17 protein-coding genes are annotated in these 20,024 nt (G+C 65.9%); 10 read left to right on the forward strand and 7 right to left on the reverse strand.

Annotated features, from left to right (window positions below):
- Positions 1–15 precede the first annotated feature (15 nt).
- Positions 16–1,020, forward strand: coding sequence for an ornithine carbamoyltransferase (locus IOC69_RS02730; RefSeq protein WP_290541992.1), 1,005 nt, complete (start codon positions 16–18; stop codon positions 1,018–1,020).
- A gap of 3 nt (positions 1,021–1,023) precedes the next feature.
- Positions 1,024–1,956 carry a carbamate kinase gene (arcC, locus tag IOC69_RS02735; RefSeq protein ID WP_290541993.1) on the forward strand — a complete coding sequence of 311 codons (933 nt, stop codon included), beginning with the start codon at positions 1,024–1,026 and terminating at the stop codon, positions 1,954–1,956.
- Positions 1,957–2,165: 209 nt separating this feature from the next.
- Here arcC and IOC69_RS02740 read toward each other — a convergent pair whose 3' ends face one another.
- The 3 genes from IOC69_RS02740 to aqpZ form a co-directional block, all read right to left on the reverse strand.
- The gene (locus IOC69_RS02740; protein ID WP_290541994.1) at positions 2,166–2,756 is read right to left on the reverse strand and encodes a c-type cytochrome; all 591 of its coding nucleotides are present in this window, start codon (positions 2,754–2,756) and stop codon (positions 2,166–2,168) included.
- A 54-nt stretch (positions 2,757–2,810) separates the two neighbouring features.
- On the reverse strand, positions 2,811–4,658 hold the full coding sequence (gene phaC, locus IOC69_RS02745; protein WP_290541995.1) for a class I poly(R)-hydroxyalkanoic acid synthase: 1,848 nt from the start codon (positions 4,656–4,658) through the stop codon (positions 2,811–2,813).
- Positions 4,659–5,141: 483 nt separating this feature from the next.
- Complete coding sequence (gene aqpZ, locus IOC69_RS02750) at positions 5,142–5,828, reverse strand: aquaporin Z (RefSeq protein WP_290541996.1); 687 nt, start codon at positions 5,826–5,828, stop codon at positions 5,142–5,144.
- Positions 5,829–6,082: 254 nt separating this feature from the next.
- Here aqpZ and IOC69_RS02755 point away from each other — a divergent pair, with 254 nt between their 5' ends.
- The 6 genes from IOC69_RS02755 (at position 6,083) to IOC69_RS02780 (ending at position 13,157) form a co-directional block, all read left to right on the forward strand.
- On the forward strand, positions 6,083–7,654 hold the full coding sequence (locus IOC69_RS02755; RefSeq protein WP_290541997.1) for a DEAD/DEAH box helicase: 1,572 nt from the start codon (positions 6,083–6,085) through the stop codon (positions 7,652–7,654).
- Positions 7,655–8,120: 466 nt separating this feature from the next.
- On the forward strand, positions 8,121–11,000 hold the full coding sequence (locus IOC69_RS02760; RefSeq protein WP_290541998.1) for a bifunctional [glutamine synthetase] adenylyltransferase/[glutamine synthetase]-adenylyl-L-tyrosine phosphorylase: 2,880 nt from the start codon (positions 8,121–8,123) through the stop codon (positions 10,998–11,000).
- 196 nt (positions 11,001–11,196) lie between these two features.
- Positions 11,197–11,652 (forward strand): EF-hand domain-containing protein, encoded by a 456-nt coding sequence (locus IOC69_RS02765; RefSeq protein ID WP_290541999.1) that lies wholly within the window; start codon positions 11,197–11,199, stop codon positions 11,650–11,652.
- A gap of 21 nt (positions 11,653–11,673) precedes the next feature.
- Positions 11,674–12,267 carry a sigma-70 family RNA polymerase sigma factor gene (locus tag IOC69_RS02770; protein ID WP_290542000.1) on the forward strand — a complete coding sequence of 198 codons (594 nt, stop codon included), beginning with the start codon at positions 11,674–11,676 and terminating at the stop codon, positions 12,265–12,267.
- Between the two features lie 9 nt (positions 12,268–12,276).
- Positions 12,277–12,639 carry a hypothetical protein gene (locus IOC69_RS02775; protein WP_290542001.1) on the forward strand — a complete coding sequence of 121 codons (363 nt, stop codon included), beginning with the start codon at positions 12,277–12,279 and terminating at the stop codon, positions 12,637–12,639.
- Entirely contained in the window at positions 12,636–13,157 is a 522-nt protein-coding gene (locus IOC69_RS02780) for a periplasmic heavy metal sensor (RefSeq protein WP_290542002.1), read from the forward strand. The genes IOC69_RS02775 and IOC69_RS02780 overlap by 4 nt, the downstream gene beginning before the upstream one ends.
- Before the next feature lie 48 nt (positions 13,158–13,205).
- Here the strand turns inward: IOC69_RS02780 and IOC69_RS02785 are convergent, their stop codons facing one another.
- From IOC69_RS02785 to IOC69_RS02795, 3 genes are all read right to left on the reverse strand, one after another.
- Positions 13,206–15,509, reverse strand: coding sequence for an ATP-binding protein (locus tag IOC69_RS02785; RefSeq protein ID WP_290542003.1), 2,304 nt, complete (start codon positions 15,507–15,509; stop codon positions 13,206–13,208).
- Positions 15,510–15,863: 354 nt separating this feature from the next.
- Entirely contained in the window at positions 15,864–17,114 is a 1,251-nt protein-coding gene (locus IOC69_RS02790) for an FAD-binding oxidoreductase (protein WP_290542004.1), read from the reverse strand.
- Positions 17,111–17,548, reverse strand: coding sequence for a LysR substrate-binding domain-containing protein (locus IOC69_RS02795; RefSeq protein WP_290542005.1), 438 nt, complete (start codon positions 17,546–17,548; stop codon positions 17,111–17,113). Before IOC69_RS02795 ends, IOC69_RS02790 begins: the two co-directional genes overlap by 4 nt.
- Between IOC69_RS02795 and IOC69_RS02800 the strand changes: the two genes are divergently transcribed.
- On the forward strand, positions 17,526–17,993 hold the full coding sequence (locus tag IOC69_RS02800) for a DUF1028 domain-containing protein (RefSeq protein WP_290542006.1): 468 nt from the start codon (positions 17,526–17,528) through the stop codon (positions 17,991–17,993). The genes IOC69_RS02795 and IOC69_RS02800 overlap by 23 nt on opposite strands.
- 131 nt (positions 17,994–18,124) lie before the next feature.
- Positions 18,125–18,493 carry a GFA family protein gene (locus tag IOC69_RS02805; RefSeq protein WP_290542007.1) on the forward strand — a complete coding sequence of 123 codons (369 nt, stop codon included), beginning with the start codon at positions 18,125–18,127 and terminating at the stop codon, positions 18,491–18,493.
- Between the two features lie 107 nt (positions 18,494–18,600).
- Here IOC69_RS02805 and argE read toward each other — a convergent pair whose 3' ends face one another.
- Positions 18,601–19,752: an acetylornithine deacetylase gene (gene argE / locus IOC69_RS02810; protein WP_290542008.1), complete on the reverse strand. Its 1,152-nt coding sequence runs from the start codon at positions 19,750–19,752 to the stop codon at positions 18,601–18,603.
- Positions 19,753–20,024: the final 272 nt, after the last annotated feature.

Here is a 20,024-nt window from a genome sequence, read left to right on the forward strand (position 1 = left end):
CGAGGAAATGAAATCATGAGCTTCAACCTTCGCAACCGCTCGCTGTTGACCGTCCAGGACTATTCGCAGCGCGAATTCCGTTACCTGCTCGACCTGGCGCGCGATCTGAAGCGCGCCAAATATGCGCGCACCGAGCAGAAGCACCTCGACGGCAAGCAAATCTGCCTGATCTTCGAAAAGACCTCGACCCGCACCCGCTGCGCCTTCGAAGTGGCCTGCCACGACCAGGGCGCGCATGTCACCTATCTCGACCCGGCGGGCTCGCAGATCGGGCACAAGGAATCCTTCAAGGACACGGCCCGCGTCCTCGGCCGCATGTATGATGCGATCGAGTATCGCGGCGCCTCGCAGGACGGCGTCGAGACGCTGGCGAAATACGCCGGCGTTCCCGTTTACAACGGGCTCACGGACGAATACCACCCGACCCAGATGCTTGCCGACGTTCTCACCATGCGCGAAAACTCCGACAAGCCCATCACCCAGATCAGCTATGCGTTCCTTGGCGACACACGCAACAACATGGGCCACTCGCTCATGCTCGTGGGCTGCCTGATGGGCATGGACGTGCGCATCTGCGGCCCCAAGGCGCTGTGGCCGTCCGACGACTTCGTGTCAATCGCCCGCAAGCTCGAGGCGCAGTATGGCGGCAAGCTTACCATCACGGACGATCCCCAGGCCGCCGTGAAGGGCGTCGACTTCATCCACACCGACGTCTGGGTGTCGATGGGCGAACCCAAGGACGTGTGGAAGGAGCGCATCGCGCAGCTCATGCCCTATCAGGTGAACATGGAGATGATGAAGGCGACCGGGAACCCGCACGTCAAATTCATGCATTGCCTGCCGGCCTTCCACGACACCGAGACCAAGCTGGGCAAGGACATTGCGGAGCAGTTCGGCATCTCGAACGGCCTTGAGGTCACCAACGACGTGTTCGAGAGCGAATACAACATCGCCTTTGAGCAGGCGGAGAACCGCATGCACACCATCAAGGCAATCCTCGTTGCGACACTGGGAGACTGAGCCATGCGCGTCGTGATCGCTCTGGGCGGCAACGCCCTCCTGCGCCGTGGCCAGGCCATGACGGCGGAGAACCAGCGCGCCAATGTGCGCATCGCCTGCGAGGCGATTGCCCCGATTGCGCGCGGCCACGAGGTGGTGATCAGCCACGGCAACGGCCCGCAGGTCGGCCTCCTTGCGCTGCAGGGGGCCGCCTACAAGCCTGACGAGGTCTATCCGCTGGACGTTCTCGGCGCCGAGACGGAAGGCGGCATCGGCTACATGATCGAACAGGAGCTAGGCAATCTTCTGCCCTCCGAGGTGCCCTTTGCGACCCTTCTCACCATGATCGAGGTGTCATCCGACGATCCGGCCTTCGGCGACCCGACCAAGTTCATCGGTCCTGTCTACGACAAGGCGGCGGCTGACGGACTGGCGGGGGAAAAGGGCTGGGCCTTCAAGCAGGACGGCGACAAGTGGCGCCGTGTGGTGCCTTCGCCGGCGCCAAAGCGGATTTTCGAGATCCGCCCGATCCGCTGGCTGATCGAGAAGGGAACGGTGGTGATCTGCGCCGGCGGTGGCGGAATCCCCACCGTCTATGACGGGCAGCGCAAGCTGCGGGGGATTGAGGCGGTCATCGACAAGGACTTTGCGGCCGAGCTCCTGGCGCGGGAGGTGGACGCCGACATGTTCATCATGGCAACCGACGCGCCCGGCGTCTGCATTGACTGGGGCACGCCCACTCAGAAGGAAATCGCCACCACCTCGCCCGAAGGCCTTCGGAGTTTCAACTTCCCGGCCGGATCCATGGGGCCAAAGGTGGAGGCCGCCTGCCAATTCGCCGAGAAGACCGGAAAGAAGGCGGCGATCGGCTCATTGGCTGACCTCCCGGCGATCATGGCGGGCACAGCCGGCACCATCGTCTCGACGGAGTTTCAAAGTGTGAGCTATCGCGGCTGATTTTTCCGGAGGGCAAGTTGTTCGTGATCGCGCGGGGTCCCGGCGGCGTGCTGGTTCATTGATCGCGTCCTACTCATCGACCGCCTGCAGTTTCTGGCCGGACCCTCCCAGTTTGCTGAAAAAACCGTCAGTTTCGGTGTTGTGATGAGATGGTGTTGTGATGAGAACCAGTCTGTCATGCAAGGCGGAGTGATCCGGAGAATGCCGGTTCAGGGGGATTTGAGCGTATCGAGATAGGCGATGATGGCGGTGACGTCATCCGGCTCGAAGGCGAATTCGGGCATGTTGTTGTGGCCGGTGACGATGCCCTCGGCCAGCGCCTCCTGCAGCGCATCGGGATCATAGTTCCTGACCACGTTGCGGAACGGCGGCGCCTTCCCGTTGGGCGACATGCTGCTGGCGTCGATGGCGTGGCAGCGCGCGCAGTTCGCGCGCAGCAGGTCGAAGCCGCGGGCGGCCTGGCTTTCCTCCGGCTTCTGGCCGGTGCCGAGGCTCATGACGAAGGCGGTGAGCGCCTCGGCCTGGGGCTGCGTCACGTCCCAGTTGGGCATGAGGGGGTGGCGCACGGCAAGGCCGTCCATGAAGCCGTCGATCAGTTCCTCGCGGTCATAATTCTTTGCGATCTCGCGGAAGGGTGGGCTTTCGGCGAGGGGGCTTGCGCCTGCCGGCTCGATGTTGTGGCACTTGGTGCAGTTGATCTGGGCGAGGCGCTTTCCCTCGGCGATCATCTGGGCCTCGCCGGCGGCGAGGGCCGGAAGAGCGAAGGCGGCGAGCGCCAGGAAGGGCAGGGCGATTCGCATGGGTGGTCCTTGTCTCACCCTCTCCTGAAACGGGTTCCAGCCGCGGTCAAGCCGTCACTCCGTCCGGGCGCGCACATAGGCGCCCGGCGCATCCCCGATGATTTTCAGCTTGCCCGAGCCCGGGCTGGGCGCCTTCACCCTGGGGCCGGATTTGTCCGCCATCCATGCGGCCCAGTCCGGCCACCAGGAGCCGGGGTGCTCGGTGGCGCCCGCGAGCCAGTCCTCGATGCTGGCCGCGCCCTTGTCATTGGTCCAGTACTGATACTTGTTGGCCTCCGGCGGATTGACCACGCCGGCGATGTGACCCGATCCCGAGACGACAAGCCGCGTCGCGCCGCCGAAATGGCGGCCGAGGCGGAACACCGAGGCGAGCGGCGCGATGTGGTCATCGCGCGCCGCGAGATTGTAAATGGGGATCTTCACCTTCCTGAGGTCGATGCGGACGTTGTCGAGCACCATCTTGCCCCGGGAGAGCTTGTTCGACAGGTAGCATTCACGCAGGTAGAAGGAATGCACGCCCGCCGGCATCCGGGTCGAATCGGCATTCCAGTAGAGAAGATCGAAGGGCATCGGGTCCTTGCCGAGCATGTAGTTGTTGACGACGTAGGACCAGATCAGGTCGTTTGAGCGCAGCAGGTTGAAGGCGTCAGCCATGCGGGCGCCGGGGAGATAACCTTTGTCCTTCATGCGGTCCTCGATCCACTTCACCTGTTCCTCGTCGACATAGACGAGCATGTCGCCCGCCTTCTCGAAATCCACCTGCGTGGCGAAGAAGGTGGCGGAACTGACGCGGCGGTCGTTCTGCGCGGCCATCCATCCCAGAGATGCAGCGGTCAGCGTGCCGCCGATGCAATAGCCGATGACATTGACCTTCGGCGCGCCCGTGGCATCCAGCGCCGCCTGCACCGCTTCGAGGAAGCCCTCGCGCATGTAGTCGGAGAAGCTTTTCCGCGCCTGGCGTTCGTCGGCGTTCACCCAGCTGACGATGAACACGGTGAGGCCCTGGTCCACCGCCCATCTGACGAAGGACTTCTTCGCATTGAGGTCGAGAATGTAGAACTTGTTGATCCACGGCGGGAAGATGACGAGGGGATATTCATAGGTCTCCCCCTGCGTGGGCGAATACTGGATGAGCTCGAAGGTCTCGTTGCGGAACACCACCTTGCCCGGCGTGGTCGCGATGTTGCGGCCGATCTCGAAGGCCGACATGTCGGTCTGCCTGATGCGCAGGCGGCCGTCCGGCGTCCGCATGTCTTCCTGCAGATGCTTCATGCCTTCGATGAGATTGGCGCCATTGGTGGCCAGCGTCGCGCGCAGCACCTCCGGATTGGTGAGACCGAAGTTCGTGGGCGAGATGGCGTTGGCGATCTGCTCCACATAAAAGCGCGCCTTGTGGCGGGTGTGCTCGTCCACGCCCTCGGCATTCCTCACCATGTCCTGCGCCCAGTTGGCGGAGATCAGGTAGAACTGCTTCAGGAAGTCGAAGACGGTGTTTTCCTGCCAGTCCTTGTCCTTGAAGCGCTTGTCGGCGCGGGCCGGTTCGGCCACCGGGGCAGGATTCTCGCCCAGCGCCCTGGCCCAGGCGTTCTGCCAGAGATGGGTATAGGAATTCCACAGCTGCATCTGGGCGTCCATCAGCTTGCGCGGATCGTTCATGTAGGATTGGGTGATTGCGCCCAGCGTCTTCGACACCTGCTCCACGGGCGTGAGCTGCGTCTCGGCCTCGGTCAAAACCGGGTTTGGCCGCTCCGCCACCATGCGGGCGATCCCCGCCGCCTGCTCGAACACCTTGGCCATATTCTGCGCGAACTGCACCGGGTCCGCCAGCGTGTACTGGGTGGAGACCTGGGGCGACACTGCCTGCGGTTTCTCGGGCGTCTTTTCCGGCTTCTTCTCCGTCATGGCCTGCTCTTGAAGGGCGAATATGGCGGAAGTGTAAAGGGGCTGGGGCGAAAGGCAAATGGGTCATCAGGACGGGAGAAACACTTGCCGTCAGTCTGTCTTCGCATGTGCGGCATCCTTTGTGGAGCAGGCACTGCGCCCTCGCGCGAAAACGGGGCGCGCCCGGTCCTGGCGTTCAGCGCCTTGATGGCATTGGTGGCTGAGATGATGCGCCGGACGCTCCCGGGGATGGCAAACAACCGCGCGATCTGGCTCCCGTGTCGCCGCCATGCGAAAATCCGTCCTCCTCGCCGGCGCAGCCGCCGCCAGCGGCGCAGACGGGCGGATGCGCCCGTCCACTTGCAAATCTTGCCATAAGCAGGCTCGGAGCTTGCGCCGGGACGGTTCAGCCGACTTTCCTCCTTCCCGGCGGCCTTGCATGCGCGGCGGTCGGGGCGGGCCTTGCGGGGGAACGCCCCTTTTTCGTCAGTGATCGGAGGAATTTCAGTCCTCGGAGATCATCCGGTGGATGATGGCGCCGAGAACGCCGCCCGTCAGCGGAGCGATCCAGAACACCCACATCTGCTGCAGGGCCCAGGGCTCGGAGAAGAAGGCCACTGCAAGCGAGCGGGCCGGGTTCACCGAGGTGTTTGACACCGGGATCGACACGAGGTGGATCAGCGTCAGGCACAGGCCGATGGCCAGCGGCGCGAAGCCGGCGGGCGCGTTCCTGTGGGTGACGCCGAGAATGACCACCAGGAACATGGCGGTCATCACGATTTCGCAGACGATGACGGAGGACAGCGCATAGCCGCCCGGCGAATGCTCGCCGAAGCCGTTGGCCGCGAAGCCGCCGGCCACGAAGCCGGCCTTGCCGCTGGCGATCAGGTAGAGCACCGCCGCCGCCACGATGCCGCCAAGCACCTGCGAGGCGATGTAACCCGGCACATGGCTCCACGGCATGCGGCCGGCGGTGGCCAGCCCAACCGACACGGCAGGATTGAAATGCGCGCCCGAGACATGGCCCACGGCATAAGCCATGGTCAGCACGGTGAGGCCGAAGGCCAGGGCGACGCCGGCAAAGCCGATGCCGAGTTCCGGAAAAGCGGCGGCCAGCACGGCGGAGCCGCAGCCGCCGAAGACCAGCCAGAAGGTGCCGAAGAATTCGGACGCATATTTCTTCATGTTCATTCCCCCATTTATGGCGCGGCCCGCAGCGTCGAATCGGCGGACCCCGGCCGGGACACGCCCCGGACAAGGCAAAGATTGTCCCCTGGGCAGCGCTTTCGCAAGCCCATCAATAAGCGAGGCTCCGGGCGAATTGACTTTCCCCACCGGAATCCCTATGTGCGGGCTGATTGACGCGCCCGGGCCCTTTTGGCGCACCCGCCCGCCAGCGCATTTCCAAGTTGAACAAAAGCCGCCAGAACGGTCTCTCACCACACATGAATTTCTCCGAGCTCGGATTGAGCCCCAGAACCCTCGAAGCGGTCGCCGCCGCGGGTTACACCACCCCCACCCCCATCCAGGCGGAAGCCATCCCTCCCGCCCTCCAGCGCCGTGACGTGATGGGCCTGGCCCAGACGGGCTCCGGCAAGACGGCGGCCTTCGTCCTGCCCATGCTGTCGCTGCTCGAAAAGGGCCGGGCGCGCGCCCGCATGCCGCGCACCCTGATCCTCGAGCCCACGCGGGAACTCGCCGACCAGGTGCGCGAGGCCTTCGAGACGCTGGGCAAGCTGCACAATCTCTCGGTGGCCCTGCTGATCGGCGGCGTCGCCTTCGAGCCGCAGGCGCTGAAGATCGACCGCGGCGCGGACGTCGTCATCGCCACGCCGGGGCGCCTGCTCGATCACTTCGAGCGCGGCAAGCTGCTGCTTACCGGCATCGGCATGCTGGTCATCGACGAGGCGGACCGCATGCTCGACATGGGCTTCATCCCGGATATCGAGCGCATCTGCAAGCTGCTGCCCTTCACCCGGCAGACCATGTTCTTCTCCGCCACCATGCCGCCGGAGATCCAGCGCCTCACCACCGCCTTCCTGCACAATCCCGTCCGGGTGGAGGTGTCGCGTCCGTCGTCCACGGCGGAGACCATCACCCAGATGCTGGTCAGGGCCCCGCATGACATGAAGGCCAAGCGCGAGGCGCTCAGGCAATTGCTCCGTACCCAGACCAACGTCAGGAACGGCATCATCTTCGCCAACCGCAAGACCACCGTGGCGCTGCTCGAGAAGTCGCTTGCCGTCCACGGCTTCAGCGTCGGCGCGCTGCATGGCGACATGGACCAGCAGGCCCGCCTCAGGACGCTTGCCGGCTTCCGCAACAACGAAATCACCTATCTGATCGCGTCGGACGTGGCGGCCCGCGGGCTGGACATTCCGGACGTCTCCCATGTCTTCAACTTCGACGTTCCCACCCATGCGGAGGATTACGTCCACCGCATCGGCCGCACGGGGCGCGCGGGGCGCGAGGGGGCGGCCTTCACCATGGTGTCGAAGGAGGACGGCAAAAACCTCAAGGCCATCGAGCAGCTCATCAAAAAGGACGTCCCCTATTTCGAGCTGAGTGCGGAGGCCGAAGCCGCCATCGAAACCCGCGCCGCCGAGCCGGACCGCCATGCCGCCCGCGAAGGCCGCGGCGGCGACCGTGGCCGCGGCCGCGAGCGGGACCGTGACCGCCGCCCGCGCGAGGTGAAGGACCACGGCGAACGCGCCGCGATGGAACCCGCCAGGCGCGCCGGGCACTCCGAAGGTGCTCCCGCACCGCGCGCCGAACGCGCCCCGCGCGAGGCAAGGCCGGAGCGTGAGGTGTCCGAGCCGCGCCGCGAACGCAGCAGCGAAGCGGCGCAAAAGCCCACCGCCTCCGCCGCCCCGCCGCGCGGCGGCAAACCCCGCCGTGACCGCGAGCCGCGCAACGACCGCCACCCCCAGCGCGACGTCTCCGACGCGCCGGACCACCGCAGCTTCACCGAACAAACCATGCCCGCCTTCCTGATGCGCAGCGTGAAGGCGGAGTAACCTCCGCACCGTCGATCTTCATCAATCCCGGAATGGCAGGAGCATTCGCACGCTCCTTGCGGGACCGGTCTCCGGGATCACGCAACCGCCGGCCGCGCCTTGTCGGGTGGGGCACTGGGGCAGCAGGGCAACGGAGCGGATGGGCCGGAGAGTTGGTGCATCTTCCGCAAGGCTGTTCCCTTCGCGTGGGGCTATGATCTCCGCCCGCGGATATCGCGCATTGCCGATGACGCCGAAGGGATTGCCGGGGATGACATGCAGCGTCGTTGCCTGGCGTGGGAAAAGCGGCGGACTTGGAGTACGTTCCGCAAAAGTGGAACCGGTTTTGCGATAAGTTCATGCTCAAGCTTTTGACTTGGTGCATGTTCCGACCAGGTGATTCCGCCTGATCGGAACATGCGCTGGAGCGCGGGGTAGGGGCCGTCACCCCGTTTCCCTCTGGCCAGACATGCAATAGAACGGGGGCATGCACCTCCCTCCGCCCCAGCCTGCGCCTGACCGCGGCGCCGTCGCGCTGTTCCGGGCTGAATTGCCGCCCGGCGCCATTCCGGCGGAACAGATGCCTCTGGCGGAGAACATTGCCGGGGCCTCGCCCTATCTGCGGCAGCTGATGTTGCGCGATCCGGTCTTCGCGGGGCGCGTGTTCAGGGAGGATGCGGATCGGCTGTTTGGACTTCAGCTCTCAGACCTCGGCCATATCGGCCCGGAGATCTCCCAGGCGGAGGCGATGGCGAGGCTCAGGCAGGTGAAGAAGCGGGTGGCGCTGCTCGTTGCGGTGGCGGACCTTTCCGGGCGCTGGGATGTGGAGCAGGTGACGGCGGCGCTCACCGGTTTTGCCGATGCGGCCCTTTCCGCCGCGATCTCCTGGCTGCTGTCGGATTATGCGCGGGCGAGCAAGGTGAGGCTTGCCGATGCCGCGAACCCGCAAGCCGGTTGCGGCTATGTGGCGCTGGCCATGGGCAAGCAGGGCGCGCATGAGCTCAATTACTCCTCCGACATCGACCTCATCATCCTTTATGACGCGCTGACGCCGCTGCTGGATGACCCGCATGAGGCGGCCACCTTCTTCGTGCGCCTCACGAGGCGTCTCGTGCAGATCATGCAGGACGTGACCGAGGACGGCTATGTCTTCCGCACCGACCTGCGCCTCAGGCCAGACCCGCGCGCCACGCAAGTTGCGATCTCCATCGATGCGGCGGAAGTCTATTACCTGAACCAGGGCCAGAACTGGGAGCGCGCCGCCATGATCAAGGCGCGGGCCTGCGCGGGTGACGTGGGCCTCGGCGCCCAATTCCTCGACCGGCTGAAGCCTTATGTCTGGCGCAAACATCTCGATTTCGCGGCGATTGCCGATGTGCAGTCGATGAAGCGCCAGATCCATGCCGTCAAGGGCCATGGCGAGGTGAAGGTCAGGGGCCACAACCTCAAGCTCGGGCGCGGCGGCATCCGCGAGATCGAGTTCTTCGTGCAGACGCAGCAGCTCATCGCCGGCGGCCGCAACCCGAAGCTCCGTGGGCGGAGCACCATCGCCATGCTGGAGGCCCTGGCCGATGCCCATTGGATCACGCGCGGGGCCGCGGCGGAGCTCGCCTCCGCCTATCGCTTCCTGCGCGCCGTCGAGCACCGCGTGCAGATGGCGAATGACGAGCAGACCCACACGCTGCCCGCGGACGACCCCGCCTTCTTGTCCATGGCCCGCTTCTGCGGCTTCGAAAGCGGAGAAAGTTTCGAAACCGAAGCGCGGCGCGTGCTCGAATGCGTGCAGGGTCATTATTCCCGCCTCTTCGAATCCGCCGAAGAGCTGGGCACGGCCGGCGGCAGCCTGGTCTTCACCGGCGGCGAGGACGATCCGGAAACCGTCGAAACCCTCTCGCGCATGGGCTACAGGAGCCCCTCGGAAGTTTCCGCCACCATCCGCGGCTGGCATTTCGGGCGCTATGCGGCAACCCGCAGCGCCAGGGCGCGCGAACTGCTGACGGAGCTGATGCCGAAGCTGCTCACCGCGCTGGCCGCCATGGGCGATGCGGACCTCGCCTTCCTGGCCTTCGACAAGTTCCTCGGCGGGCTTCCGGCGGGCGTGCAGCTGTTCTCGCTCTTGAAAGCCAACCCCAAGCTTCTCGGCCTGCTCGCCAGCATCCTCGGCAGCGCGCCGCGGCTGGCGGAGCAGCTGAGCCGGAGGCCCAAGGTGCTGGACGCCGTGCTGGACCCCGGCTTCTTCACGTCCCTTCCCACCGGGGCGGAGATGGCCCGGCTCATCGCCGCCGCCATGCCCGAAGGCCTGGAAACCGACGAGGTGGCGGACCGCGCCCGCATCGTCGGCAAGGAGCAGGCCTTCCGCATCGGCGTGCGCGTGCTGTCGGAAACCGCGGGCGCGGCGGAAACGGGGCGCGCCTTCTCGGAGCTCGCGGGCCTGCTGCTGGGCCGCCTGCACCAGGCGGTGACGGAGGATCAGATCCGCCGCAACGGCCATGTGCCGGGCGGGCGCAGCGCGGTGATCGCCATGGGCAAGCTCGGCGGCCATGAGATGACGGCGGGCTCCGACCTCGATCTCATCATCGTCTATGACGCGGCGAAGGGCGCGGAGATGAGCGAGGGGGCAAAGCCCCTGAGCGTCAACCAATATTATGCCCGCCTGTCGCAGCGGCTGATTGCGGCCATCTCCGCCCCCACGGCCGAAGGCGTGCTTTACGAGGCCGATATGCGGCTTCGCCCCTCGGGCAGCAAGGGGCCGGTGGCGGCGAGCCTGGCGAGCTTCGAGAGCTATCACAGCACCTCCGCCTGGACCTGGGAGAAGCTGGCGCTCACCCGCGCGCGGCCTCTCTGCGGCGATGCCGGGCTGATGAACGAACTCGCGGCCCGCATCCGCGCCGGCCTGTGCGAGCCGCGCGATGCCGCGGCGGTGAAGGACGACGTCACCGCCATGCGCAAGCTGATGCTGAAGGAGCAGGGCTCGGGCGGCCTGTGGGACGTGAAGCGGGCGCGCGGCGGGCTCGTGGAGCTCGAATTCATCGCCCAGACGCTGCAGTTGATCCACGCCCACCGGCATCCGCGGGTGCTGGACACAAATACGCTGGCCGCCCTGGAGAAGCTTCATGGGGCCGGGCTGCTGGCGGACGCAGACCACGCGGCGCTCGAGCGCGCGGGGCTGCTCTACCACCGCCTCACCCAGATGCTGAGGCTCTGCCTCGACGGGCCCTATGACCCGGCCAGGGCGCTGCCCGCCCTCAACCGGCTGGCCGCCAATGCGGCGGCAGCACCCGGCATCGCCGCTGCGGAAGCGCGTCTGGCGGAGGCCCAGGGCGAGGTGGCGGCAATCTTCGACCGGCTGGTCGGCCCGGTCTCCTGACACGAGCACGATCCGCAAAAGTGGAACCCGCTTTTGCGACAAGATCATGCTCAAGCATGTGACCTGGAGCATGATCCGCAAAAGTGGAACCGCTCTTGCGGATCATACTCTTGCGGAAGAAATCCAGAAATCCCGCGACGGAATCCCGTTTGCCCCCCGTCTTGCTGTGAGGACAGCCAAGAGGAGGAACCGTCCGATGAGCCGACTGACCCTTGCAATCGCCCTGTTCAGCGCTTGTGCCGTGGCGCCCGCCACCGCCTTCGCCATGCAGCCCTATCTGCCCAAGAGCTCCAAATCCTTCACCAAGGCGGATGTGGACGCCAACGGCAAGCTCACCGCCGCCGAAATCACGCCACGCGCCGAAAAGCGTTTCGACCGGCTGGATGCAGACCGCAATGGCGCGGTCTCCACCGCCGAGCTCAATGGCGCGCTCGAACAGGCGCTGGAGCGCCGCCGCGCCCGCATCCTGGCCGATCTCGACACCGACAAGGACGGCGCAATCACGCGCGCCGAGCTTGATGCCTCGGTCGACCGGCTGATCGCCGCGGCTGATGCCGATCATGACGGCGCCGTCACGCTGGACGAGGCGCAGAATTATCGTATTGCCAAGCTCCGCAAACCCGTTACGCCTGCTGGAGACAAGGCCAACTGACCGAGCAACCGGACCCATGTTTTGACGCCAGAGCCATCGGCCTTCCGCCAGATGCCGGATGCAGGCCTCCTCGAGGCCTCCGCCGGTGGCTCTCATGCGGCCTTCGCCGAAATCGCCCGCCGCCATTATCAGCCGGTTTACCGGCTGGTGTGGCGGATGACCAATGGCGCGGCCGATGCCGAGGACATGGCGCAGGAGGCCTTCGTCAAGCTGTGGCGGAACCCCACCCAGGTGCGGGATGCGGCGGCTTTGAAGGGCTGGCTCATGCGCGTGGCGGCCAATGCGGCGATCGACCGCGGCCGCAAGCCGCGCGGCACGGCGCTCGACCATGCGCCCGATGTCGTGGACCCGCAGGCGAGGCCCGACGCGCCGTTGGACCGGGCGCAGGCCGCGCGGCTGGTGGATGCCCGCATCGCAAGCCTGCCGGAGCGCCAGCGCCTCGCTCTGTCGCTTGTGTATTTCGAGGGGCTCTCCAATATCGAGGCCGCGGCCGTGCTGGAGGTGAGCGTCGACGCGCTCGAATCGCTTCTCGCCCGGGCGCGCCGGGGTTTGAAGGACAGCCTGTCCGCCGGGTGGCGCGAGCTGCTGGCCGGCCTGGCTGAAACGGGGCAGTGAGAAACGAGAATGAAACAGGATAGCAATCCTTCCGGGGACCCAGAGATGCGCGCCGTGCTGGCGCATGCCTCGGCGCCGCCGCTTCCCGCCGGCGCCGTGGACCGGCTGATGGCGAGGATCGCCACCGAGCCGCGGCAGGCCGGGGTGATGCCCTTCGCGCCGCGCCCGCGCGCCCCGCGCGCCGCCTTCTGGCGCCATGCGGCGGCGCCGCTTGCCGCCTCGCTGGCCTTGGGCGTCTGGCTCGGCGCCAGCGGCAGGGTGGATTTCGTCTTGCCCAACGCCGTCACCGGCGGCGTGGCGCTGATCGACGATGCGCCGGTGGACGATCTGGGCGGCGTGGGCGATGCCTATGCCGGGGAAGGCCTGACATGAGCGGCGCAACGGTCGCACCCGGCTCTGCGCCCCGCCGCGTCAACTGGCTGAAGGCGGCGCTCATCGCCTCGCTGGCTGTCAACCTGCTCGTTGCGGGCGCCGTTGCGGCGCGCTGGTACATGGGGCCGCCGCCGGAGCGCTATGCCCGCCTCACCCAGGCTCAGCTCATCCCGCGCCTCTTCTTGCGCGATCTTGACCGTGCGCGCCGCGTGCAGCTGACGGCGGTGCTGAAGGCGCAGGACAAGGACATCCGCGATGGCCGCCAGGCGGTCAAGGCCCAGGTGATGGCGCTCGCCGATGCGCTGGAGGCGGAGCCCTATGATCCGGCCCTGGTCAAGTCCGCGGTGGATGGCTTCACGGCGAAGAGCCTGTCGCTGTTCCAGACGGGCAGTGCCGCGGCCCTCGCCGTCATCGGCCAGCTCACGCCCGGGGAGCGCCGGCTCATGGCCCAGCATCTGCGCAACCGTGAGGACCGGGGCCGCGGCAAGCCCGGCGCCGGCAAGCCCGATCAGCCCTGACCCCGCCCGTCAGTCGCTGTCTTCGGAGCCGGCTGGCCGCGGCTTGCCTCAGGCGACCCTGGTGGTGGTCTGGCGCAGCGGGAAGGTGACGGTCACTTCCGTTCCCTTGCCCACGGTGGAGCGGATGGTCAGCGCGCCGCCGTGCAGTTCCACGAAGGACCTGGAGATGGCGAGGCCCAGGCCGGATCCGCCGCGCGACTTGGTGAACTGGTTCTCCACCTGCTCGAAGGGTCTTCCCAGCTTTTCGATGTCGCGCGCCGGAATCCCGATCCCCGTATCGCGGATGGCGATCGCCATCACGCCGTTGGATGCGAGCGCCGAGACGGTGATCTTGCCGCCATCGGGCGTGAACTTCACGGCGTTGGAAAGAAGATTGATCAGCACCTGCTTGAAGGCGCGGCGGTCGGCCCACAGCGTGAAGCCCTGCGGCACCTGGCGCTCCACCGTCACGCCGCCCTCGAAGGCGCGTGGCGTGATGATGCGCATGACTTCGTCAAGAGCGGCGTCCACCTGCAGCGTCTCGCATTCGAGCGGCATGCGCCCCGCCTCGATTTTCGACATGTCGAGAATGTCGTTGATGACGTCGAGCAGGAACTGGCCGCTGCGGTGAATGTCGCGCGAATACTCGGCATATTTGTCAGATCCCATCGGCCCGAACAACTGGGAGAGCATCACTTCGGAGAAACCGATGATGGCGTTCAGGGGCGTCCTCAGCTCGTGGCTCATATTGGCGAGGAACTCGGACTTGGAGCGGTTTGCCGCCTCGGCCCTGGTCTTCTCGCGGGCATATTTGTCGGCGAGGTCGGCCAGGCGCTGCGCCTGCTGGTCGGCGAGCAGGCGCTCCTTCTGCAGGTCGCGCACCGTCATCATCAGCTCGCGCTCGGACATGCGCAGCCGCTCCTCCTGCAGCTTCAGCGCGGTGATGTCGGTGCCCACGGAGACGAAGCCGCCGTCCTTGGTGCGCCGCTCGTTGATCTGCAGCCAGCGCCGGTCGGCAAGCTGCACCTCGAAGCTTAGTCCCTCGCCGCCTTCGCCGCGGATGCCGGTGCGCTTGGTGATGGCGGGCTCCTTGGCGGAGCGCACCACGTCTTCGTAAGGCGTGCCGGGAATGCACACGGAAGCGGGCAGCGAATGGAACTGCTGATACTTGGAATTGCACAGCACGAGGCGGTTGTCCGCGTCCCACAGCACGAAGGCCTCCGAGATGTTCTCGATCGCGTCCTTCAGGCGGAGCTCGGCTTCCTTGTTCAGCTTGTCCGCCAGCTTCTGCTGGGTGATGTCGAAGACGATGCCCATCAGGTGCGGCTTGCCCCGCGCCTCGCCCGGCGCCAGCGCCACGCGCGCCCTCAGCCACACATAGTGGCCGTCCTCGTGGCGCATGCGGAATTCCCGGTCAAAGGCGGTGATCTGCCCGTCGAGCAGCTGCTCCACCGCCTCTTCCAGCTGCGTATCGCTCTCGGGAATGCGGCCCGCCAGTTCGGCGAAGGAGAGGTAGTCGCCCTTCACCGGCATTCCCAGCATATCGAACATCGAGCGCGACCAGAAGATGATGCCGCGGTTCACGTCCCAGTCCCACATGCCGCACTGGCCACGGTCCAGCGCCTTGTCGAGCCGCGCGGTGGCGAGCCCGAGGATCGAGTCGGCCTCCGCCGCCTTCGCCGCCTGCCAGTGAAAGGCCGCTCCCAGCAGCATGAGAACGAGGAAGGTGACGATGAACAGCGCCGTCACCTGGGTGACGCCCGAGCGCCAGGCCGAGAGCACGTCCTGCTGGCGCTGCAGAACCACGAGCGTGCCGGGATAATCGCCGAGGCCGAATGCGGATACGAAGACCTCTTCGCCCGAGGCCAGCGTCAGCGGCGCCATCTCGCCGGTGTCGACCGGCGCCGCTTTCGCGAAATCCGGCGACAACACCGCGCTGATCGGCTTGCCGCCAGGCTGTTCGGATGCCGGAACGCTCGCCGCGATCCGCCCCGTGCTGTCGGCCACCGCGAAGATGCGCGCCTCGGCGAGCGCGTCCGCCGGCAGCAGCGCGCGCAGGTAATCGCCGCTCAGCACCGGCGGCGTGCGGCCTGCGCTCTGTGCCCCCGCAATGTCGGCCTTGATGCGCTGCGCCACGAGCTGTCCGTGGAGGGCCGAAAGCCTGTTTTGCCCGGCCACATGGGTGGTGCGGCTGTCGGTCAGCCGCACCAGCAGCGAGCTGCCCAGCACGAGGAGAAACAGAACGATCAGCGACGTGATGAGCAATCTGAGATGGCGCTCGCCGATGCTGATGCGGAAACGGCCGGGCCATGGCGAAGGGAGCTTGAGAACCCTCTCCTTGAAAAACAGTTCGCCAATGTGCGTCTTGCCCAAATTTTTCCCCTGAAACCCGGCCGTCACGCGGCGGGGAGACTTTGAAAACACGGACGCCACCACTGATCGAATCACCGCCTATTGATTCGAAAAGGGGGTGATTTGTCCAGTGTCGAAAGCGCGCCTTAGGACATTGATTTCCCGAGTTCCTTTCCCCCGGCGGGGAGCGAAATGCCCTTGCGCCAACGCCGGGAAACGGGAGGGGCAGGGCCGTGGGGCGGCCGTGCAAAAACGAATTCACAATATCAAAAAGCAGCAGGCAGAAATATGAATAAAGGCTTCGTATAGGAAGGCAGGAAAGTCAAGGAAAAACACCGTATCGTCGTCTTGCGGGGCTGGAAGAAGACGATACTCCTAAAATCGGTCAACCCTGAACGGCGTCATGTCGATGTTGCTCCTGACGCCGGTCAGCTGTTCGGCGATCAGCCGCCCGGTGCTCGGCCCCCAGGTCAGGCCCATGTGGCCGTGCCCGAAGCCGTACCAGACATTGGACGCCGTCTTCGAAGGCCCGATCACGGGCAGCGAGTCCGGCGTGCCGGGCCTGCGCCCCATCCAGCGCGTCGTCCCGGCGTCGGGTTCGCGCAGCCCCGGCAGCACGGTCTTGAAATTCTTCCACAGCGCATCGGCGCGCGCGTAATTGGGCGCTGCATCGAGCCCCGCGAACTCGTCAGAACCCGCGAGCCTGAGCCCCATCTCCATCGGCGTCGCAGCGCCGGGTTTTCCGGCACAGGTCAGCGAGCGCGACAGGCTCACGCCGGAGTTCGGCAGCACCATGTGATAGCCGCGCTCGGCTTCCAGCAGCACCTTCTCGCCCAGCTGTTTCGCCAGCAGATGCGAATAGGCCCCGGCGCAGATGACGAGCTTGTCCACCTTGTGCAGTCCCCGCGCCTTCAGGCGAAGGCCGGTCACGCGGTTTCCCCCGCGCTCCAGCGTCACCACCTCGTCCTCCAGCACCGCGCCGCCGTTCCGGACGATCTCAGCCGCGATGGACTTCACGGCGCGGCCCGGATTGGTGAGGAAGAACCAGCCGCCGTGGAACGCGCCGCAATGCACGTTCTTGCCGAGGGCGGGTTCGAGCTCGCGCGCCTCGCCGCCGGAGATGCGCCGCATCTCGTAGCCGTATGATTTCTTGATCTCGCGCTCTTTCGCCTCGGACAGATACTGCGCCTCGCTGTCGTAGAGCCTCAGCGTATCCCGCAGCCGGATCATGTCCGCCGTGCCCGCCGCCTTCAGCAGCGTTTCGAAGTCCGAGACGACCCGCATGGCGAGGTTGGCGCGGGCCGCGGTGATGGCCTTCACCCGGTCCGGCAGCGAGTTGCGCGCCAGCGAGAGGAACCACGGCAGCGCCTTCGGGAAATAAGACCAGCGGATGGTGAGCGGTCCCAGCGGGTCCATCAGCCAGCCCGGAATCTTCATCAGCATGCGCGGGTGAACCGTGGGCACGATTTCGGCGAAGGCCAGGCCCCCCGCATTGCCGAAGCTCGCCCCTTCGCCCGGCGGCACGCGGTCGACGATCGTCACCTCATAGCCTTCGCGCTGCAGGAAGGCGGCGGCGGAAACGCCAACGATGCCGGCGCCGATGATGGTCGCGGAGGGTTTCGTCACGGTCTCACGGTCCTGAAATAGTCCACGCAATGCGCCTCGAAGGCCGAGACCAGCCGTGTTTTGCGTATTTGCCTCAAGGCCGCAAGCGCGATGACGCCGCGCTCCACCGCATCGGCAATCGGCCGCGCCGCCAGTTCCTCGCCCGCATAGGAATGGTCGTCGAAGGGCCTGGTCACCAATATGGAATAACCCAGCCCCTGGCCCACCAGCCCGCGCACCACCTCGAGCGAGGGCGACGAGAAGGCCACGTTCGGCACGATCCCGGCATTCTCGAGGATGCGCGTGAAACAGGTGCGGCTGGGCGCGATGTCGAGCAGCACGAAGGGCTCCTCCCTCAGCGCGATCAGCGGCACGTGCTTCAGCCGCGTCAGCCTGTGCTGTCCGGGAAGCAGCACATGGGGCGCAACCGCGGTGATCAGGGACCGGCCCTTCATCGACTATCGCCAGCTCACCGCGGTCGACAACCAGGGCCGCTCCGCCACATGGTCCGGCGCCCATATCCTGGGCACCCATGGCGTCTCCGAGCAGCGCGACTGCGTGGCGGCGGGCAATCTGCTGAAGCACGCGAGCCTGCCGAAGGCCATGACGGACGCCTTCGCCGCCAATGCCGATCAGCACCTCGCCGAACGCCTGCTGCGGTCCCTCGAAGCCGGTCTCCATTCCGGCGGCGAGGAGGGGCCGGTGCATTCGGCCGCCCTCATCGTCCATCACGGGCAGGCCTTTCCGCTGGTTTCGCTGCGCATCGACTGGCACGACGGGAACCCGATCCGCCTGCTGCGCCGCCTGTGGGAAGACTACAAACCGCAGATGGGCGCTTACCTGCAGCGCGCGGTGGACCCGACCCAGGCGCCGAGCTACGGCGTGCCGGGAGATCCGTAAGGTTTGGATCCATCCCAGGGCCGGAGTTGCGCCGCAGAAAGTGATGAGGGCACGCGGGGATGACATTCCCGTGAGGCTCTTCACAGCCTCTCCCCGCCTTGTCAAAACTTCCAGCATCGACAGGAGGAACCATGGCGAGAACCTACGCAGGCGGCTGCCTCTGCGGCCATATCCGCTTCGAGGCGGAAGGGCCGCCGCTCAAACCCCACACCTGCTCCTGCACCATGTGCCAGCGCCATTCCGGCGCGCTGACCGTCCATTGGGTGGAGTTCCCGGCGGACAAGGTCCGGTGGAGCGCAAAGCCTTCCGTCTGGCGGTCTTCCGATTATTCCAGCCGCAGCTTTTGCCCGAAATGCGGGTCCACGCTGGGCGCCATCGACGACAAGCCGGTGGTGGCGCTGGTGCTGGGCAGTTTCGACTCGGCAAACAGGAAGGAGCTTGCGCCGGAGTTTCATTCCTATGCTGGCAAGCGGCCGAAGTGGATGAAAGTGAGCGTCTGATTTCCATTCGTCATCATGCGCGGGCTTGACCCGCGCATCCTTTTTTGGTCCCGCACAAAGGATGGCCGGGACACGCCCGGCCATGATGAGAGTGGGACGAGGACGCTCTAAGGCGCCAGCTTCTCCACCAATCTCTCCAGCATGCGGTCGCACTGCGCCATTTGTGCCTCGCTCACGTGCTCGTCGGGCTTGTGCGCCACCGCGATGTTGCCGGGGCCGCAGACCACGGCGGGTGTGCCCAATGCCTGCTGGAACAAACCGCCCTCGGTGCCGAAGGTGATCTTGCCGGTGGAATTGCCGCCGGTCAGCGCGTGGACGAACTTCACCGCCTCGCTGTCGACGGGTGTGTTCATGGCTGGATAGCTCTGCAAGTCCGCGAATTCGAAGCGCGCGAGCCCGAAGACGTTGCGATAGCCCGCGGCGATCTCCTCGGCGGCGGCCTTGATGCGGGTGACGACGGCGGTCTCGTCGTCATCCGGCAGATAGCGGATCTCGAAATCGAAGCTGCAGCGGTTGGGCACGATGTTCATCACCTCGCCGCCCTGCATCTTGCCCACATGCAGCGTGGTGTAAGCCACCTCGTAGTCGCCGTCGCGCAGGCCATTATCGGCGATGTCCTGCTGGATGGCACGGATCGCGCCGATGAGATCGGAGGCCATGTAGATGGCGTTGACGCCGCTGGGGGCGAGTCTCGAATGCGCCTCAAGCCCGTGGGCGGTGACGCGGAAGCCGAGCTTGCCCTTGTGCGCGGTGACGGCCTGCATCAGCGTCGGCTCGCCGACGATGCAGAGGCGCGGTTTCACCGGCGCGTCTTTCAGGATGTCGAGCAGCCGCCTGACGCCGACGCAGCCGATCTCCTCGTCATAGGAGAAGGCGAGGTTGATGGGCATGTGCAGCGTGCGGGACGATGCGATCTCGGCGGCGCGCAGGCAGCAGGCGATGAAGCCCTTCATATCCGCCGTGCCGCGGCCGAAATAGTTTCCGTTTCTCTTTTCCAGCCTGAAGGGATCGGAGGACCACGCCTGGCCTTCGACCGGGACCACGTCGGTGTGGCCCGACAGCACGATGCCCGGCTTGTCCTTCGGCCCGACGGTGGCCCAGAGATTGGCCTTCCGCCCATCCTCATCGTGCAAGATGAGTGACTCGATGCCGAAGCCTCCAAGGAAATCATGCACATAGGCGATGAGATCGAGGTTCGAGTTCCGGCTCACGCTGGGAAAGGCGATCAGTTTTTCGAGGTGTTCAAGCGAGGTTTTCATCGGGGCTCAATGTTGCCGGGGCCAAGGCGCGGCTCACGGGAGCGGATTTGATACATGTCAATGAAGGGCAGGGGAACCACCGCTAAAGCGGCGGGCGGTCAATTGACTCCACTAGGATTTCCCTCCCCCTCGTGGGTGTACAGACCGGAGACAAGGGTAACACCTGTTCGGGGACATGGGTAACACATTTGCCTGACTTTCAGGGAGGTGGGCGATGCCATGGGGAGCTATGTCGGTGATGGAGTTGAGGCGTGAGTTTTGCGCGTTGGCGA

Source organism: Aestuariivirga sp., from assembly GCF_020252405.1.
GTDB lineage: Bacteria > Pseudomonadota > Alphaproteobacteria > Rhizobiales > Aestuariivirgaceae > Aestuariivirga.

What these genes read in the sequence shown, in the direction of transcription:
- aqpZ (WP_290541996.1), bottom strand. Translation starts at nt 5,828, where the DNA reads ATGAACATGAAGAAATATGCGTCCGAATTCTTCGGCACCTTCTGGCTG.
- argE (WP_290542008.1), bottom strand. Translation starts at nt 19,752, where the DNA reads ATGAAAACCTCGCTTGAACACCTCGAAAAACTGATCGCCTTTCCCAGC.
- IOC69_RS02730 (WP_290541992.1), top strand. Translation starts at nt 16, where the DNA reads ATGAGCTTCAACCTTCGCAACCGCTCGCTGTTGACCGTCCAGGACTAT.
- IOC69_RS02795 (WP_290542005.1), bottom strand. Translation starts at nt 17,548, where the DNA reads ATGAAGGGCCGGTCCCTGATCACCGCGGTTGCGCCCCATGTGCTGCTT.
- IOC69_RS02780 (WP_290542002.1), top strand. Translation starts at nt 12,636, where the DNA reads ATGAGCGGCGCAACGGTCGCACCCGGCTCTGCGCCCCGCCGCGTCAAC.
- IOC69_RS02805 (WP_290542007.1), top strand. Translation starts at nt 18,125, where the DNA reads ATGGCGAGAACCTACGCAGGCGGCTGCCTCTGCGGCCATATCCGCTTC.
- IOC69_RS02755 (WP_290541997.1), top strand. Translation starts at nt 6,083, where the DNA reads ATGAATTTCTCCGAGCTCGGATTGAGCCCCAGAACCCTCGAAGCGGTC.
- IOC69_RS02740 (WP_290541994.1), bottom strand. Translation starts at nt 2,756, where the DNA reads ATGCGAATCGCCCTGCCCTTCCTGGCGCTCGCCGCCTTCGCTCTTCCG.
- IOC69_RS02765 (WP_290541999.1), top strand. Translation starts at nt 11,197, where the DNA reads ATGAGCCGACTGACCCTTGCAATCGCCCTGTTCAGCGCTTGTGCCGTG.
- arcC (WP_290541993.1), top strand. Translation starts at nt 1,024, where the DNA reads ATGCGCGTCGTGATCGCTCTGGGCGGCAACGCCCTCCTGCGCCGTGGC.
- IOC69_RS02760 (WP_290541998.1), top strand. Translation starts at nt 8,121, where the DNA reads ATGCACCTCCCTCCGCCCCAGCCTGCGCCTGACCGCGGCGCCGTCGCG.
- IOC69_RS02775 (WP_290542001.1), top strand. Translation starts at nt 12,277, where the DNA reads ATGAAACAGGATAGCAATCCTTCCGGGGACCCAGAGATGCGCGCCGTG.
- phaC (WP_290541995.1), bottom strand. Translation starts at nt 4,658, where the DNA reads ATGACGGAGAAGAAGCCGGAAAAGACGCCCGAGAAACCGCAGGCAGTG.